The 16972-nt window shown below is 58.6% G+C and carries 15 protein-coding genes; 8 read left to right on the top strand and 7 right to left on the bottom strand.

Going from position 1 to position 16972, the window contains the following annotated elements:
• The first annotated feature begins 67 nt into the window (after nucleotides 1-67).
• Genes QS713_RS03845 through QS713_RS03835 form a run of 3 tightly spaced genes read left to right on the top strand, consistent with a single transcriptional unit; the run spans nucleotide 68 to nucleotide 4006 of the window.
• Complete coding sequence (locus QS713_RS03845) at nucleotides 68-385, top strand: DMT family transporter (RefSeq protein ID WP_313272565.1); 318 nt, start codon at nucleotides 68-70, stop codon at nucleotides 383-385.
• 42 nt (nucleotides 386-427) lie between these two features.
• On the top strand, nucleotides 428-3412 hold the full coding sequence (locus tag QS713_RS03840) for an FG-GAP-like repeat-containing protein (protein ID WP_313272563.1): 2985 nt from the start codon (nucleotides 428-430) through the stop codon (nucleotides 3410-3412).
• Nucleotides 3413-3421: 9 nt separating this feature from the next.
• The gene (locus tag QS713_RS03835) at nucleotides 3422-4006 is read left to right on the top strand and encodes a sugar transferase (protein WP_313272562.1); all 585 of its coding nucleotides are present in this window, start codon (nucleotides 3422-3424) and stop codon (nucleotides 4004-4006) included.
• An 82-nt stretch (nucleotides 4007-4088) separates the two neighbouring features.
• Here QS713_RS03835 and QS713_RS03830 read toward each other — a convergent pair whose 3' ends face one another.
• Complete coding sequence (locus QS713_RS03830; RefSeq protein WP_313272560.1) at nucleotides 4089-5216, bottom strand: GuaB3 family IMP dehydrogenase-related protein; 1128 nt, start codon at nucleotides 5214-5216, stop codon at nucleotides 4089-4091.
• Nucleotides 5217-5291: 75 nt separating this feature from the next.
• On the opposite strand from QS713_RS03830, the gene QS713_RS03825 reads away from it, so the two are divergent.
• Nucleotides 5292-5981, top strand: coding sequence for an exonuclease domain-containing protein (locus QS713_RS03825; protein WP_313272558.1), 690 nt, complete (start codon nucleotides 5292-5294; stop codon nucleotides 5979-5981).
• A gap of 74 nt (nucleotides 5982-6055) precedes the next feature.
• On the opposite strand, the gene guaB is transcribed toward QS713_RS03825, so the two are convergent.
• On the bottom strand, nucleotides 6056-7564 hold the full coding sequence (guaB, locus tag QS713_RS03820; protein WP_376779548.1) for an IMP dehydrogenase: 1509 nt from the start codon (nucleotides 7562-7564) through the stop codon (nucleotides 6056-6058).
• A 195-nt stretch (nucleotides 7565-7759) separates the two neighbouring features.
• Between guaB and QS713_RS03815 the strand changes: the two genes are divergently transcribed.
• Entirely contained in the window at nucleotides 7760-8059 is a 300-nt protein-coding gene (locus tag QS713_RS03815; RefSeq protein WP_102216578.1) for a WhiB family transcriptional regulator, read from the top strand.
• 393 nt (nucleotides 8060-8452) lie between these two features.
• Here QS713_RS03815 and groES read toward each other — a convergent pair whose 3' ends face one another.
• Both groES and tsaD read right to left on the bottom strand, forming a co-directional pair.
• The gene (groES, locus tag QS713_RS03810; RefSeq protein WP_102216193.1) at nucleotides 8453-8749 is read right to left on the bottom strand and encodes a co-chaperone GroES; all 297 of its coding nucleotides are present in this window, start codon (nucleotides 8747-8749) and stop codon (nucleotides 8453-8455) included.
• Between the two features lie 285 nt (nucleotides 8750-9034).
• Nucleotides 9035-10129, bottom strand: a complete 1095-nt coding sequence (gene tsaD / locus QS713_RS03805; RefSeq protein ID WP_313272554.1) for a tRNA (adenosine(37)-N6)-threonylcarbamoyltransferase complex transferase subunit TsaD — start codon at nucleotides 10127-10129, stop codon at nucleotides 9035-9037.
• 244 nt (nucleotides 10130-10373) lie between these two features.
• On the opposite strand from tsaD, the gene QS713_RS03800 reads away from it, so the two are divergent.
• The 3 genes from QS713_RS03800 to QS713_RS03790 all read left to right on the top strand — a co-directional run bounded on the left by QS713_RS03800 (nucleotide 10374) and on the right by QS713_RS03790 (nucleotide 13320).
• Nucleotides 10374-11789, top strand: a complete 1416-nt coding sequence (locus QS713_RS03800) for a hypothetical protein (RefSeq protein WP_313272552.1) — start codon at nucleotides 10374-10376, stop codon at nucleotides 11787-11789.
• 98 nt (nucleotides 11790-11887) lie between these two features.
• Nucleotides 11888-12427: an NUDIX hydrolase gene (locus QS713_RS03795; RefSeq protein WP_313272550.1), complete on the top strand. Its 540-nt coding sequence runs from the start codon at nucleotides 11888-11890 to the stop codon at nucleotides 12425-12427.
• 62 nt (nucleotides 12428-12489) lie between these two features.
• Nucleotides 12490-13320: an HAD family hydrolase gene (locus QS713_RS03790; protein ID WP_313272548.1), complete on the top strand. Its 831-nt coding sequence runs from the start codon at nucleotides 12490-12492 to the stop codon at nucleotides 13318-13320.
• A gap of 121 nt (nucleotides 13321-13441) precedes the next feature.
• On the opposite strand, the gene QS713_RS03785 is transcribed toward QS713_RS03790, so the two are convergent.
• The 3 genes from QS713_RS03785 to QS713_RS03775 are packed head-to-tail and all read right to left on the bottom strand — an operon-like array spanning nucleotide 13442 to nucleotide 16882.
• The gene (locus QS713_RS03785) at nucleotides 13442-14191 is read right to left on the bottom strand and encodes a succinate dehydrogenase/fumarate reductase iron-sulfur subunit (RefSeq protein WP_102216200.1); all 750 of its coding nucleotides are present in this window, start codon (nucleotides 14189-14191) and stop codon (nucleotides 13442-13444) included.
• Nucleotides 14188-16167 carry a fumarate reductase/succinate dehydrogenase flavoprotein subunit gene (locus QS713_RS03780; RefSeq protein WP_313272546.1) on the bottom strand — a complete coding sequence of 660 codons (1980 nt, stop codon included), beginning with the start codon at nucleotides 16165-16167 and terminating at the stop codon, nucleotides 14188-14190. Before QS713_RS03780 ends, QS713_RS03785 begins: the two co-directional genes overlap by 4 nt.
• Nucleotides 16168-16177: 10 nt before the next feature.
• Nucleotides 16178-16882: a succinate dehydrogenase cytochrome b subunit gene (locus QS713_RS03775; RefSeq protein WP_313272544.1), complete on the bottom strand. Its 705-nt coding sequence runs from the start codon at nucleotides 16880-16882 to the stop codon at nucleotides 16178-16180.
• Nucleotides 16883-16972 lie beyond the last annotated feature (90 nt).

The raw sequence follows: 16972 nt of genomic DNA, 5'->3' as shown, positions 1-16972 counted from the left end.
ACGTCTTCAAGTGGTTGACGGCGAACACGCGGCACCAGGTGGGTGCCCCGACCCTAAAGGAGTTTGCATGCACTGGCTAGTACTGGTTATCTCCGGCATGTTTGAAGCCGTGTGGGCCGTTGCACTTTCAAAAATCGAAGGTCTATCAACCCCTGGGCCGATTGCACTGTTTATACTCGGAATGGTCGTTTCCATGGGTGGGCTCGGGTGGGCGCTGCGCGAAATCCCCGTCGGCACCGGCTACGCCGCCTGGGTTGGAGTTGGCGCCGCCACCACCGCCCTGTACGCGTTCACCACGGGCGCTGAATCCGTGTCCGTCATCAAGATCCTCCTTATACTCGGTATCGTCGCCTGCGTGGCTGGGTTAAAACTCGTGTCCCAGTAGGCGCGCAGCTGGGTTTGTCCTTATTATTCGGAAGGCTATTCAATGTCCCCCTCGTCCACGTTCCGCCACAGGCTGCTGGCCATCGTCACCGTTTTCACCACTTCCGTTTTAGCTGTGGCCGGGTGGGGTTTTGCGCCCGCCAGTTTCGCCGCAGATTCCGATGAGGGACCAGCGGCAGGCACCCCGCCCGTGCGGATATCGGACGACATCGACAACACTGATGCCACCACGAACGCGCGCGACTCGCAGGTACAGCAGCCGCGCGAGGACGCCGATGTGCCCGACTCGCAGGCACAACAGCCGAGCGAGGACGCCGACGTGCACGACTCGCAGCCAAGTACCCCAGCTAAACCCGGTGACGCTACTGCCCCCAACAGCCAAGCTGGTCCCAGTGACACCACTACCCCCAACAGCCAAGCCAGCCCCAGTGACACCACTGCCCCCGGTGACGCTACTGCCCCGCAGCAATCCTCCGGCACTACGGTTGACCTTGCTCCCGTGGACATTCCCGCGGGCCACCCCGCAGTGATTGGCGTGACCTGGACGGGCAGTGCCCGCGTGTCCGTGCAAGTGCAGTTACTGCGCGATGGCCAGTGGCAAGATGCCGAACACATCGACATGGAAGCCCCTCAGCGAAATGGGCGGCAAGGCATCACCCCCACTGTGGTGACGGATGCGCAGAAGGTGCGCGCCCGCCTCATAAGCAATAAAGAACAGCCGGTTACGGACCCGAAACTGCACGTCATTAACTCGCAAATGACACAGGCGGACCAGTGGGTTTCGGGGCAACTGCGAAGCCGAGCGGTTGCAACCGACACGAGCACAGTTATTCACACGCGCAACGAATGGGGGGCGAACCCGGCGTACATGACGTGGCCCACGCAATACACCCTGGGCATGCGCGGGGCTGTGATTCACCACACGGTAGGGTCGAACAATTATTCTAAGGCTGACGTGCCGGGAATTATCCGCGACATTTACTACTACCACGCTGTCACCCTGGGGTGGGGCGACATTGGGTACAACGTGCTGGTCGACAAATTCGGGAACGCGTGGGAAGGCCGCGCGGGCGGACTCACCCGCGACCCGATTGGAGCGCACGCAATAGGTTCTAACTCGTACACGTTCGGCATTTCCGTACTAGGCACGTTCACTAGCGTGCAGCCAACTAATGAGGCGGTGGCAGCGGTGAGCAACATTGTTGCCTGGAAGTTCCGGCTGCGGGGCCTGAAAGCAGGTGCCCCCATGAGTATCCCGGGTAAAGGAACGATAAGTAGCAATATCGTTGGCCACCGCGATGTGTTCGCCACCGCGTGTCCGGGCGAAATGTTCTACCGGTACACGCTGCCCCGGATTCGCACGAACGTCGCTCGCATCCTGTCGAACACGGCTCCGAGCGTCCCCCCAGCCACTCCCACTAACCCAAGTGCTTACACTGATATTGGCACGCAGGTGGGGCGCGGTTTTACCGCGAGCGCCACGTATGACGCGGGGGATTTTAACTCCGACGGGGTGCGGGACACTCTGCTGGTCCGCCCCGACGGTCGCCTCACGTTGTTTAACCACAAGAATTCCGCGGCGGTGCCCACGGCGCGTGACATTGGCCGGGGGTGGGGTGGTTTCGAAGACCTCATGACGGGCATCGACTTTGACGGCGATGGGCACCCAGATGTTCTGGCACGTGCCCAAGATGGGCGCCTACTGCTTTACCCAGGGAATGGGCGCGGAGGGTTCCGTGCAAGCCGCCAGGTGGGAACGGGGTGGCATAACTTTGCGCGCACGTTCGCGGTAGAACACGGCGTGGGCCAGCGCCCCACGGTGTTCGGTTTGTACCCGAGCGGTACGTTGCGTGCCTACCCCACCGACGGGTCGGGCCGGTTCACCAGTGGAATCGCGAACTTTCCCGGGGATTACTCGAATCTGGCGGGTGATCCAGCGGTGGCATACACCTCCCGGCCGATGCAGCGGCCAGCGCGGGGCACGGGTCTGAGCGGCGCCTTCCCGATTGGAGATTTGAACCGCGATGGGTTCGACGACCTAGCGCAGCGCGACGCGCGGGGCATTAAAGTCCGGTTGGCTTCCGCCACGGGGTTCACCGCGCTTCCAAGTGCGCCAACAGTTGCGGTTTCCTCCAGTTATGCGCGCGGCAGCCGGGTGCTCGGCACGGGCAGTGGGGTAACCCGACTTTCTTCAAGCGCAAAACAAGACGTGTTCGCCGTAGTGGATGGTCTGCGCGAACTACGTATCTTCACCCGGACCATAGGTACCCCACCGGTGTCTTCCCCTAATTCTTGGGCGCTAAGGTGGGGCGAGTCCATGCCGATCGGCCGGGGCTTCCCCACGCAAACGTTCGCGATGGGCAACTTCTCTGGCAATGGGTACACGGACGCAGCGTTTGTGGACGCGCGCGGGAACCTCAAGCTTCTACAGGCCCGGTCCAGAACCTCATTCGCATCTGCCCGGCAGATCGGCAGTGGGTGGAACACGGTTAAGCACATTATGACGGGGGTGGATTTTGACGGTGATGGCACCCCGGACGTGATGGCGGTGAACCGCGCCGGCGACCTCATGCTATATCCAGGTAACGGCGGGGGCGGTTTTAACCCCACCCGGCGCATCGGCACGGGCTGGCAAGGTTTTGTGCGCCTGTTCGCGTTCCAAGATGCAGCCGGCGGCCACCCGGCGATCGGAGCGTTAGATAAGGCGGGGCGCCTGCGGCTGTATGTGACGCGCGGCGGAGCGCAGTTCACTTCCCCACTGAATCTAGGGGTTGGATTTAACCACTTGAAAGACGGGTTTGCCGTGTCGGACTTGGATCAGGATGGGTATTCCGATTTGCTGTTCCGCGATGGGGCCGGCCAACTGTTCATTCAGTCGGTGGCGTCCGGCACCGCGAAGCAACCGCGGGTAACGGGCCGTGGCTGGGGCAGTTTCACCACCCTCATGAGCGCAAATATAGACGACATTTGGGCACGTACCTCCGCTGGGCAACTGGTGCGCTACCAGACGCTTGGGCCGGTGCGGTAGCCTCTGACTATGCGCGCTTTTGACGTTGTGACTTCCTCTGCCGCACTCGTGCTGCTCAGCCCCGTGTTCGCTGCAGTCAGTGTGGCAATCAAACTAGATTCGGCGGGCCCAGTGTTTTTCCGCCAGCGCCGCGTGGGGTTAGGTGGACGGCCATTTAGAATCCACAAGTTCCGCACCATGACTGATGAGGTTCCGCGCGTGAACATTTCTGCCACGGGCGATCCGCGCGTGACCCGCGTGGGGCGGGTACTGCGCAAAACTAAGCTCGATGAGCTCCCTCAGTTGATCGACGTGGTGCGCGGCGAAATGGCGTTGGTGGGGCCCCGCCCCGAAGTGCCGGAGTACGTGCAGCACTGGCCTGCGAAGTGGCGCAGCCTGATCCTTTCGGTGAGACCGGGAATCACGGATCCCGCGTCGATTCGCTACCGCAATGAGGCCGATGAGTTGGCCCGTGCGGACGACCCGGAACGGTACTACATTGAGGTGATTTTGCCTCAAAAAACCCGGCTTTACGCCAAGTACGTGCGCGAGCGTTCCACGCTTGGGGATCTGAAAATTATCGCGCAAACGCTGCGCGCAGTACTGCGTGACTAGATGCCCCAGTTGAGGATCGGGCTAGCTCACTTGAGAACCCCAGCCGGCCTCGTGAGTACGCGTGGCACGCACACTTATGGCGTCAAAGTGATTTTTCGTAGGGTGAAACGACCATTTCGACCCTCTGCAGGTCTTTTACTTCCGCGTACCCGGTGGTGGCCATCGCGCGGCGCAGGGACCCGATGAAGTTCACTTTCCCATCGGCCCGCGAGGATGGCCCCAGCAGGATCTGCTCCATTGTGCCAGCGGTTCCCACGTGCACGCGTTGGCCGCGGGGAAGTTCCGGGTGGTATGCCTCGCTCCCCCAGTGCCAGCCCCCACCGGGAGCTTCACGCGCCCTTGCGAGCGCCGCACCGATCATCACCGCGTCCGCACCGCAGCCGATTGCTTTGATGAAGTCCCCGGACCTACCGATACCACCGTCAGCAATTATGTGCACGTAGCGGCCTCCGGATTCATCCAAGTAGTCGCGCCGCGCTGCCGCCACGTCCGCGATCGCGGTGGCCATGGGCGCGTGAATCCCCAGTAGTTGCCGCGTGGTGTGCGCAGCTCCCCCACCGAACCCCACGAGCACACCAGCGGCGCCGGTGCGCATCAAATGTAGGGCCCCGGTGTAGGTAGCGACTCCACCGACCAGGACGGGCACGTCGAGTTCGTAGATGAACCGCTTCAAGTTAAGCGGTTGCGCGCGCGATGATACGTGCTGGGCCGACACCGTGGTCCCCCGGATCACAAACAGGTCCACACCGGCATCCACCACGTACCGCCAGTACTTCTCGGTCTGCTGCGGTGAAAGTTTACCGGCCACAACCACGTCTGCGTCCCGCAGTTGCCCAAGTCGAGCTGCCATGAGTTCAGGTTTAATCGGTTCGGAATAAATCTCTTGCAGCCGCGCGTTCGACGCGTGGGCGTCTAGCTGGCGGATTTCTTCCAGCAGTGGCTGCGGATCCTCGTACCGCGTCCACAGTCCCTCAAGATCTAACACCCCAATCCCACCTAAACGACCCAGTTCAATGGCGGTTTCCGGGCTCATGGTTGAATCCATGGGGGCACCCAGCAGCGGCATTTGCACGTGGTAGGCGTCAATCTGCCAGCTCACGTTCACGTCTTCTGGATCGCGGGTACGGCGGGCGGGGACGAGCGCCACGTCATCTAGCGTGTACGCGCGTCGCGCCCGTTTGCCACGTCCGATTTCAATCTCATAACTCATGGTTCTATCCTATGCAGGTAACATAGGCTGTTGAGCCTAACTGTTCATTTTGTCCACCATTGAAGGAGGATCCGCATGTCCTGGAGTGACGGGCGCCTACTGGGGTTCGATACGGAAACCACGGGGGTTAATACCGCGCAAGCACGTTTAGTTACCGCTGCGATAGTGGTTCGCGACGGCGGGCAGGACCAGACGGTCACGTGGCTTGCGGACCCGCAGGTGGAGATCCCTCAGGCTGCTCAGCGGGTACATGGAATCAGTACGGAGTACGCGCGCGAAAACGGTTCGCCGGCCCCACAGGTGCTGGCGGAAGTGGCGGACATGCTGGTGGAGCAGTTGCATGAGGGCCTGCCGGTGGTGGCGTTTAACGCCCCGTTCGACCTGGCTTTGATGGAGGCAGAACTTGCCCGCCACAACCTGCCGACATTGCGGGAACGTTTGGGGCATTTAAGCCCAATCGTGGACCCCTACGTGTTGGACCGGTACTGTTGGCGCTACCGCAAAGGTAAACGCACCCTATCGGCGACCCTGCCGGCCTACGGATTGACCGTGGCACAGGACATGCACACCGCGGAAGTGGACGTGCGGGCAACACTCGATTTAGCGCAGGCCATTGCGGCGCGCTACCCGAAGGTCGCGCAGATGGACCCCGGTGAGCTGCACGCCCACCAGGTACAGTGGGCGAAGGAACTGGAAGATTCCTACGCCGCGTTCTTACGCAGCCGGGGCCGTACCCCGCGCCCACGCGGCCCGTGGCCCATCTAAACGCAACTAATCCCGCACTCGTGGGTAACTGCCACCCGCACTCGCGGGTAGTTACCGGCCAAACAAGCGGGTAGTTACCGGCCAAAGTGGTAGTTCGGTGCCTCCACGGTCATCGCCACGTCGTGGGGGTGTGATTCTTTTAGCCCCGCGCTGGTGATGCGCACAAACCGCCCGTTTTCGCGTACTTGCTTGAGGTTCGCGGCCCCAAGGTAGAACATGGATTGGTGCAGCCCACCGATTAGTTGGTACATGACGGCTGCGAGTGAGCCGGAGTACGGGACTTGCCCCTCGATACCTTCGGGCACGATTTTGTCGTCGCTGGTGACGTCCGCTTGGAAGTAGCGGTCTTTGGAATACGACTTGCGTCCGCGCGAACTCATGGCCCCTAGCGACCCCATACCGCGGTAACGCTTGTATTGTTTACCGTTTGTGAACACGAGTTCGCCCGGTGATTCCTCGCAGCCCGCGAGCATGGATCCGACCATTACGGTTGACGCACCCGCCACCAGGGCCTTGGCGATATCACCTGAGTACTGCATTCCCCCGTCCGCGATAATCGGTATGCCGGCGGGGCCCGCTGCCTGCGCGGCCAGGTGGATAGCGGTGACCTGGGGTACGCCCACTCCGGCGACGACGCGGGTGGTGCAGATCGATCCGGGGCCCACCCCGACTTTCACGCCGTCCACTCCCGCTTCGATCAGCGCTTGCGTCCCTTCCGTGGTGGCGACGTTGCCGCCAATGATGTCGATTCCCTCAAACCGGGAGTCCGCTTTGATGCGCTCAATCATTTCTAACGCCAGTTTGGCCCCGCCGTTAGCTGTGTCGACGATCAGCACGTCCACGTCGGCGTCTGCGAGGGCTTGCGCGCGTTCCCACGAGTCCCCCCAGTATCCGATTGCGGCCCCCACCAGTAGGCGACCGTCTTTATCTTTTGAGGCGTTGGGGTACTTTTCGGTTTTAACGAAGTCTTTAACGGTGATCAACCCCGATAGCTTCCCCGCGTCGTCCACGATGGGGAGTTTTTCAATCCGGTGTTTAGCCAGGAGGGCTTTCGCGTCTTCGCGGGAGATCCCAACGTGCGCGGTGATCAGCGGCATGGGAGTCATACATTCACGGACTTTAGTGGTGGCCCACCGTTCGGGTGGCACGAACCTCAAGTCGCGGTTGGTGATGATTCCTAGCAGGTGGTTTTGTGGGTCTACCACGGGTAGGCCGGACACGCGGTAGTGGCCGCACAGTTCATCTAGTTCCTCAATCGTGGCGTCTTGGTGAATTGTCACCGGGTCGGCCACCATCCCCGACTCGGACCGTTTCACTTGCCGCACCTGCTGGGCTTGGTCTTCGATCGAGAGGTTGCGATGCAAGATACCTATCCCACCTTGGCGGGCCATGGCGATCGCCATCCGCGCTTCCGTTACCGTGTCCATCGCGGCGGAGAGAATGGGGATGCGCAGTGTTATGTTGCGCGATAGTTGCGCTTGCGTGTTCACTTCTGATGGCACCACGTCCGTCAGTTCGGGCAGGAGGAGCACATCGTCGTAGGTTAAACCGGTTAGAGCAAAGGGATCTTTCATAGCTGTCATCTTGCAAGTTTAACGTATCTGTATTTGCAGATGCTGCTTGCTTAAGATTTGTGCCGCATATGCGTGGGCGAAGTCATTTTAGGTGATCACTTCGCAGTGAGCGCAAAAATTTCCTTGATTAAAGCGCGTGAAATCGATAATGTTAAAAACGTTTCCACAGCAGCGCGGTATTTTCGCGCGGAAAGGAATGTGCGAATGACCGATGTTTCACGGTTGCCAGGTCCGGTTATGGATCGTTGGGATTGGCAATTCCAGGCTGCTTGTCGCGATATGGATACGGAACTATTTTTTCATCCTGAGGGAGAGCGCGGCTCTACCCGTCGCCGGCGAGCGGAGGCGGCGAAAGCGATTTGCGCGACGTGTCCGGTGCTTGAACAGTGCCGCGAACACGCGTTGCGCGTAATGGAACCCTACGGTGTGTGGGGTGGTATGACGGAAGAGGAGCGTCGCGAAGTTGCCCGCAGTCGGAAACGTCGGCGCGCCTCGGTGGCATAAGCCGCGTACCGAAGCTTCTATTTCTCGGTGGCTTAAGCCGCGTACCGAAGCTTCTATTTCTCGGTGGCTTAAGCCCCGTGCCTAAGCTTCAGCATTAGCCAGCTGCCCCGTGCTTACGCTTAGAAGCTCAGTACAGATTTAAACAGTAAGCATAAATCGCGCTACTGCGCGCAGTAGCGCGACCCCCACCCAGGCGGGTGGGGGTTTAATGTTTATTCGGCCGGGTAAAAAATGGTGGGGCAAACACCCCGGTCCAAGCATTACGGGTCCATGCGGCATCGCCAAAAATTACCGGCGCGCAGGGTAACGTTACGGGCAGCCAGTGCCAGCTCTGCCGGCTGGTTGGCTGCCCGTAACGGAAGTTTATTTACTTATTTCTAAGTTAACTCGGTGTTACTTCTCTACGATCGCGAGGATGTCACGCGCAGAGAGAATCAGGTATTCCTCACCCTGGTACTTAACTTCGGTACCACCGAACTTCGAGTAGATAACTACGTCTCCCTCAGAAACATCCATGGGAACGCGGTTACCGTTGTCGTCTACGCGGCCTGGGCCTACTGCGACGACGGTGCCTTCCTGCGGCTTTTCCTTTGCCGTGTCGGGAATAACCAGGCCAGACGCCGTGGTCTGCTCGGCATCGACCTGCTGGATCACAATGCGATCCTCAAGCGGTTTAATGGAAATCGACACTGGTCAACTCCCCTTCCATGTGTGATTAGTTTGTGCGTTACTGGTCCGCCGTCGCGGGTGGTCGGACCCCTAACGTTGGGTCTCGTAGCTGTTGCTACGTTCACTCTTTAGATTAGTTCCCCAGTTAGCACTCTGGCAAGTTGAGTGCCAAAAACATAAGTGTCAAGAACGTAAGTGCCGAGAACACACGTTCCAACCACATCAGTACTAAAACCATGGGCGCCTAAGACTGTGGTACGCCCGCGAGGCCCGCGCACCTATATGGGCATCTACCTTGCCGGTTATTTACATGACGGGCACGGTGAGGGACATTTGTGAATCCGGGGCGAAATCCGATTCGGATGGCCGCACCCCTGCCCGCACTAAGGTGGATCCGATTGCTGCTATTTGAGCTCCGTTGTCGGTGCAGAACCGCAGCGGTGGCATGCGCACAGTCAAACCTTTAGCTTGAGCGCGTTCTTCAATGAGGCTGCGTAGCCGCGAGTTGGCGCTGTAACCACCGCCGACCACAATCGTTGAGCACTCTAGGTCCAGGCAGGCTTGCACGGCTTTTGCGGTTAGGGAGTCGTTAACTGCCTCAGAGAAACCGGCGCACACGTCCTCGGGGCTGAATGGTTCCCCCTGCTTCTCGTGGGCGGATACGTAGCGGGACACCGCGGTTTTCAACCCAGAGAAAGAGAAGTCGTAGCGGTACTTGTTTTTGTCGCGCGCACTGGCCAGGCCGCGGGGGAACTTGATGGCTTCCACGTTTCCAGCTTGCGAGAGTTTATCTACGTGGGGGCCACCCGGGTAGGGCAGGCCGAGTAGGCGCCCCACTTTGTCGAACGCTTCGCCCGCAGCGTCGTCTAGGGTGCCGCCGAGTTCTACCACGTCTGTAGCTAGGTCCCGTACGTGCAATAGGTTTGAATGTCCCCCGGATACCACGAGGCCGATGAACTGTTCTGGCATTGGCCCGTCGACGAGTTCGTCGACCGCCAGGTGTCCGAGCACGTGGTTTACCCCGTATATGGGCTTACCCAGGGTTTGCGCGAGTGCTTTAGCTCCGCATATCCCCACGGTGAGTGATCCGATGAGCCCCGGGCCTGCTGCCACTGCGATTGCGTCAATCTCTTCGAGGCGTACGTGTGCTTCGGTGAGCGCGGATTCGAGCGTGGGCAGGAAGGATTCCAAATGGGCACGGGATGCGATTTCGGGGATTATTCCCCCGTATCGCGCGTATTCATCCATGGAGGTCGCAGTCCGGTCTACGAGCAGTTCACCGCCGCGTACCAGTGCGAATCCTGTTTCGTCACACGTTGATTCGATACCTAGTACCAGTGGTTTTTCTTTACGCCACTGCTGCGAGGTTTCTAACTGGGGTGTTTTCAAAGCCGTATCCACGCGCCTTATTCTAGTCCTCCACCCACGTTGGGCGCCATAACCTACGCACGTTGGGCGCCATAACCTACCCACGTTGGGCGCCATAACCTACCCACGTTGGGCGCCATAACCTGCTGTGAGCAGACAGGTGGTTTTTTGAGCAATGTACGCAGCCTTGAGGGAATGCGGCGTGGCGGAAGTGGTAGTGCGGGTGACCTCGTGGCGGGAATCGCATTAGGATCGGTTAGAGGAATAGGAGGTGCGTATGAGCGGTTCGGACCGTGGTGTCTATTCACCGCCGCAGTCTAGTTCCACGCCTAGCGTGGTGGTTTACGATTTTGATTCAGTGCGGCAGGCTTCGCTTTGGCGGTCCTTGGGTGCCGCTGAGGCAACCGCGCAGTTGAATGCCGCGTTACGCACCGCGGTGTTGCTGGGTGATCACATTTCTTTAGATCGAAATCAACTGTTCGATGGAATATTTTTCCTCACGCAAGGCCCCGAGGGAATCGCCTTTGAGCTGGGTTTAGGTCCAAACGATCGCATTCCAATAACCGTTAACTGCCAGCCGGCACCCGGCGGTGCGGGAGCTGTCGATTTGGGGTTTCAGTTAGAGAAAGTGCGCAGCGCGGAATTCCGAGCGGCTTCTTCAGCAATCATGGCTACCACTCGGGCGCATCAGCCTCACGATTGGCAGTGGGCTCCGCGTGGCCCCAACTGGTACCCGGGGGCTGGATTAGCCTTCCCCGCGAACGGTTTGAATGGGCAGGATCAGCATGAGGGGTTGGACCGCTTTGAGGTCGTGGCACTACTTGAACGGGCGCAAGACAAGTGGGTGCAAGCTATATTGGATGGGCGCGTGCGCGTGGCCTTATGGAAATCCGGCGGGTTGGATATGGCTTCGGCGCTGGGGGATGCGCAGGCTGATTTGGAAGCCCGCGGTGAGGTACCGCTGTTAGCACGCTACCTGTTCGATAACCCAGGTTTGACTGCCCGCAAAAGTGTCACCGCGTTGGTAACTACTTTGCTTCCCAAGTTGGGGTTGAGTGAAACGCACGGGCGGGCTGGTATGGAGATGTGGTCACGTGCATATTACCGAGCGATTGCGCAGCGTGGTTCCAGCACGTACCTCACGTTTTATGATCAGGAGGAATCACTGGGCGCAGACCTGGATTTGGCGCGCGCGTACGGTCTGGTTTTACCTGTGCGCAGTCGGTTTGAGCGTCTTCGCGATCGAACGTTTACGCCCGCGCGCGCGTCTAAGCTACGTGTGGAAGGCGAGATTTTAGATCATATGCGGGTGATTGCCCCACCTTTGTTCGCGCAGTTACATGAGGTTACGCGCGAGCAGGCACAGGCGTTGTTTCTTGAGGGGCAGTCGGGCGCCATGTTCAGTATCGCTTTGGCTGCGCGTGAGCTGGTGGGGCAGAAGCAATCGCATCAACGTAAGAAACGGGTGACGCTGCTGCGGATGGCGATCATGACGACCATCGTGTTGTTCGTTGCATTCTTGGGGCTGTACACGGATTCGGTGAATCTGTCGGCGGTTACGCGCGGGACGTTACTGGTGTTGGCGGCGGTGCTGGGAGCGGTGTCGTCGATGCCGTGGGATGATATCGCGCAGATGTGGCAGTTGCGGAAGTCGTCGATGACCGCGACGTTGTCGATGGTGCAAACTGAGTGAGTAGTTCTGGGGTTCAGTCTTTATAGGTGATTTACTGGTTTGTGAGTGACGCCTTTAGGTTTCGTTTTTAGATTTAAAATCTTGAGGGAGGAGCGGTGATGGTTAATTGGCAAAGCGTGTGGAAGGCGCCGGATTTTCCACTGCGGGTGGAGTCGGTGGTAGCTGCGGATGCGTCGGGGGTGGAACGCACTCAGTGGCGGGTGCGTAACAGTGAGACTGCCAACGGTGGTGGGGCTGCGGTTCTGGTGGCTGAGGATACACAGCGGGTCCTGTTGGTGCGCCAGTACCGGATTCGTTTAGATCGTTCACTGTGGGAGGTCCCGCGGGGCATGGCGGAGCTGTCTGATGCTGACCCTCTGGCTACAGCCCACCGCGAACTGTTGGAAGAAACAGGGATAGATGGGGGAAAAGGCCAGTTTTGCGGTTTGATTTACCCTGATTCAGGTCTGCTGGCCACCCAGACGGGCGTTGGCTTGTTTGTGGTCCCTCATGAGGGAGTGCACGCTGGGGAAACGGACGGTGAAGTGGACGACCAAGCCTGGTTCAGCAAACCAGAAATCCACGAGCTCATCAATCAAGGTGAACTGCGTGACGCGATTTCGTTGGCCGCTCTATCAGCGGCGGGTGTGCTGAGCTAGCTAATCTGCAGACGCTAAGTTACCCCTCACTTGGTTAGGGGCGGTGTGGGATAATTAGGGGTATGAAACTTGTTTGCATTGACGTGGATGGAACGATTATTGACCACAATCAGCGCGTGCCCGCCAGTGCGGCAAAGGCGATTAAACAGGCCGTAGCTAACGGACACACTCTGGTGATGTGCACGGGCCGTTCGCACCCCGAGATTTATCCGAAGCTTTGGGATCTTGGTTTCCGGGGTCTAATAGGTGCGAACGGTGCGTTCGTGGAATACGAAAACGAGGTTGTGGACACCCACCTAATCCCCCACCCGGAAATCCAACGCATCACCAAGATTCTTGAGGCAGCGAAAGCCCACTGGGTGTGGCAGTCCCACGATCAGATTGTCCCCTCACGCAGCTATTACGAAGCTTTTCAAGCGGCCACTCAAGAGGGACAGCAAACTGAAGGGCTCAGTGGGGACTGGTCGGAATACGTGCAGCAAATCGAACCGTACGTAACTTGGGACTTGCCTAAAGACTCTTCGAAATGCACATTCACAATCCCCACGGATTCACCACTCACATTCGAACAAGTCGCCAGTCAGATTGGTGGTGACTACCTGCTGATTCCCGGTTCCGTTTCCGTCGGCGGGATCACCACGGAACTCACCGCGCAACACGTAACCAAAGGGAAAGGTTTACGCAAACTCGCGCAACACCTCGGGATCAACATGGCAGACACCATTGGGATTGGTGACTCCGCGAACGACATCCCCATGCTGGAAACCAGCGGACTTGGTATCGCGATGGGAAACGGAATCGACGAAGTCAAAAAAGTGGCTAACTGGGTCGCTCCCCCACTCGACGATAACGGCCTAGCCGCCGCACTCAACCACGCCGGGCTCACAGCCTAAATAAGGTTAAGAGAACACTGTTAGGAAACAAACGCGGGTGGGATGAGCAACCAAGTGCTCACCCCACCCGCATTACACAACCACTGCGCAACGCTAGTTAACCTAGCGCCAGTCGAAACAGCTACGCTTTCGTCCCCTTCAGCACTGCTTTACCAAGCTGACGGTTCAACGTAGAAATAACGTCCAGTGGAATCTGCTTCGGGCACACAGCCGCACACTCACCAATATTCGTGCAGGCACCAAACCCCTCACGATCATGCTGACCAAGCATCGCGGTGACGCGCGCCAGGTTCTCCGGCTGCCCCTGCGGCAACATGTTCAAGTGCGTGACCTTCGCAGACGTGAACAGCATCGCAGACGCATTCGGGCACGCCGCCACACACGCGCCACACCCAATGCACGCCGCGGCTTCGAACGCCCGATCCGCATTATCCTTCGGCACAGCCGTCGCATGCGCATCCGGCGCCGCCCCCGTGTTCACACTGATGTAGCCACCGGCCTGAATAATCCTATCCAACGCCGAACGGTTAACCACCAAGTCTTTAATTACCGGGAACGGGCTAGCACGCCACGGCTCAATCGTGATCGTGTCCCCATCTTTAAACGAACGCATGTGCAACTGGCACGTGGTCGTAACCTCCGGGCCGTGTGCAACACCGTTAATCACCACGCCGCACTGGCCGCAGATGCCCTCACGGCAATCCGAGTCAAATGCGATCGGTTCTTCCCCACGCTGGAACAAATCCTCATTGAGAATGTCCAACATTTCCAAGAACGAGGAGTCTTCGGAAACACCGTGCACCTCGTACTCGTGCATCGCGCCCCGATCCTCAGGACCATTTTGGCGCCAAATCTTGAGTGTAATGTTCACTTGTAACTCCGTTGCTTCAACTCGATGTTGTTGTACACGAGGTCTTCCTTATGCAGGATCGGGGGCTGACCATCCCCACCGAACTCCCACGCCGCCACGTACAAGAACTTGTCGTCGTGACGCAAAGCCTCACCCTCTTCAGTCTGCGACTCCGCGCGGAAGTGACCGCCACAGGATTCCTCGCGGTGAAGGGCGTCAATACACATCAACTCACCCAACTCCATGAAGTCCGCCAACCGGCCTGCACGCTCCAACGACTGGTTCATCTCCCCAATCGTCTTCCCTGGCACGCGCACGTCCCGCCAGAACTCCTCACGCAAATCACGGATCATACCGATCGCCTTCTTCAGGCCCTCCTCAGTACGTTCCATACCGCAGTACTCCCACATGATGTGCCCCAGTTCCTTATGGAACGAATCCACGGAACGCGAACCCTTCACAGCCATCAGGCGATCCACCCGATCCTGCGCGGACTTCAACGCTTCCTGCACTTCCGGGGTATCCTGATCGATCTTCGCTAGCTTCGACGCATCCGCCAAATAGTCATTAACTGTATTTGGTAGCACAAAGTACCCATCGGACAGGCCCTGCATCAACGCGGACGCACCCAACCGGTTCGCACCGTGATCAGAGAAGTTCGCTTCCCCAGCCACGTACAAGCCCGGCAGGTTCGATTCCAGGTCGTAGTCAACCCACAAGCCACCCATCGTGTAGTGCACCGCCGGGTAGATACGCATCGGAACCTCATACGGGTCTTCACCCGTGATGCGTTCGTACATGTCGAACAGGTTCCCGTACTTCGCACTCACCCCATCGCGGCCCATGCGTTCGATCGCTTCAGCGAAATCGAGGTAAACCCCGCGGGCAACCCCACCAATCTCCGGACCCACACCACGACCTTCGTCGCACATGTTCTTCGCCTGACGAGAGGCAATATCACGCGGCACGAGGTTACCGAACGAGGGGTAAATCCGCTCCAAGTAGTAATCGCGGTCTTCCTCTGGGATCTCCCGCGGGTCTTTCTTGCAGTCTTCCTTACGTTTCGGAACCCAAATCCGCCCGTCGTTACGCAACGACTCCGACATGAGGGTCAGCTTCGACTGCTGGTCCCCATGCTGTGGAATACACGTCGGGTGGATCTGCGTGTAACACGGGTTACCGAAATACGCGCCCTTACGGTATGCCCGCCAAATCGCGGTGGCGTTGCACCCCATTGCGTTGGTTGATAAGAAGAACACGTTCCCGTAGCCACCGGTTGCGAGCACAACAATGTCAGCCGTTGTAGCTTCCAACTCACCCGTCTCCATGTTCCGGGTAATGATGCCGCGGGCGCGTCCGTCGTGAACGATCAGCTCCACCATTTCGTGCCGCGGATACTGCACGACCGTGCCGGCCTTAACCTGACGTTCCAACGCCTGGTACGCACCAATCAGCAGCTGCTGCCCTGTCTGACCACGCGCGTAGAACGTGCGGGATACTTGCACACCACCGAAGGAACGGTTATCGAGCATCCCCCCGTAGTCGCGTGCGAACGGCACGCCCTGCGCCACACACTGGTCAATGATCGATGCGGAAACTTCCGCCAAACGATACACGTTTGTTTCGCGTGAACGGTAGTCCCCACCTTTGACCGTGTCGTAGAACAGGCGGAACACCGAGTCGTTATCGTTGCGGTAGTTCTTCGCCGCGTTAATCCCACCCTGCGCAGCAATTGAGTGTGCGCGGCGGGGGGAATCTTGGTAGAAGAACGTCTTTACGTGGTAACCCATTTCCCCCAATGAGGCAGCTGCAGCGCCGCCTGCCAAACCGGTACCCACCACGATGATGTGGAGCTTACGCCGGTTAGCTGGGTTAACGAGTTTCGCTTCGAACTTGCGTTGCTCCCACACCTGGGAGATCGGCACGTTCGTTGGTGCTTTCTTGTCCGCGACTTTTTCGCCCTCGCGGTAGAGCCCGTGGATTAGTTGATCAGTCATTTCACTTTCCTCAGGCAGTAATGAATCCCACTGCAATGGCGAACGGTGGCGCCATAAACATGATGAAGACAATAGCGGCTACGATCCCAGAAATAACGATCGTTGCGTGCTGGGTATTGCGGCGCAACCACCCCATGGTTTGCAGCGCAGACCAGATGCCGTGACCGATGTGGAACGCTACTACACCGACAAAAACGATGTAAATCAGCAGTACCCACCAGTGGCTAAACGCCCCAACCATCCGCATGTACGGCGATGTCACTCCCGCGCCGTATCCAGCGGGAATCGTGGCGGTTGTGAAGTGCAGGAGGTGGAAAATGACTCCCAGCAGAATCACGATGGCGGTAACCCGCATCGTCCGGGCCGCGTACGAGTCCGCGATATTACGTTTCATTTCGTACTTGGTTGGCCGCGCCTTACGGGAACGCAACCAAACGTGGAATGCCGAAAGGATGTGCAGTAAGGCAAACAGGATCATCGCGCCGCGGAACACGATGATCAACCCACCTTCCGGTAACAATGGGTAGAACGCATCACTCTTCAACCAGTGTGCGTAGTGGTCGTAAGCTTCCTGCCCGGCGAACATCTTCAAGTTGCCGTACGCGTGCACAATTAAGAACAGGACGAAGAAGAGGCCAGAGATAGCCATCAACTGCTTTACGAACACATTTGTGCCCCAGGGGCGTGTCTTCTTAGCAATGGTCGTATTGGTCATACTTTGAGCCTACCCGCGCTCAAGCTACGTCGGGCTGCCAACAGTCCTAGTCCCCATTTAGCCGCGCCAATCTTGATGACACTTAGACGT

It is taken from the genome of Gleimia hominis (genome assembly GCF_032085515.1).
Lineage (GTDB): Bacteria > Actinomycetota > Actinomycetes > Actinomycetales > Actinomycetaceae > Gleimia > Gleimia hominis.
The sequence above is the reverse complement of the archived record's forward strand: the minus strand, read 5'-3'. Positions and strand labels throughout refer to the sequence as shown.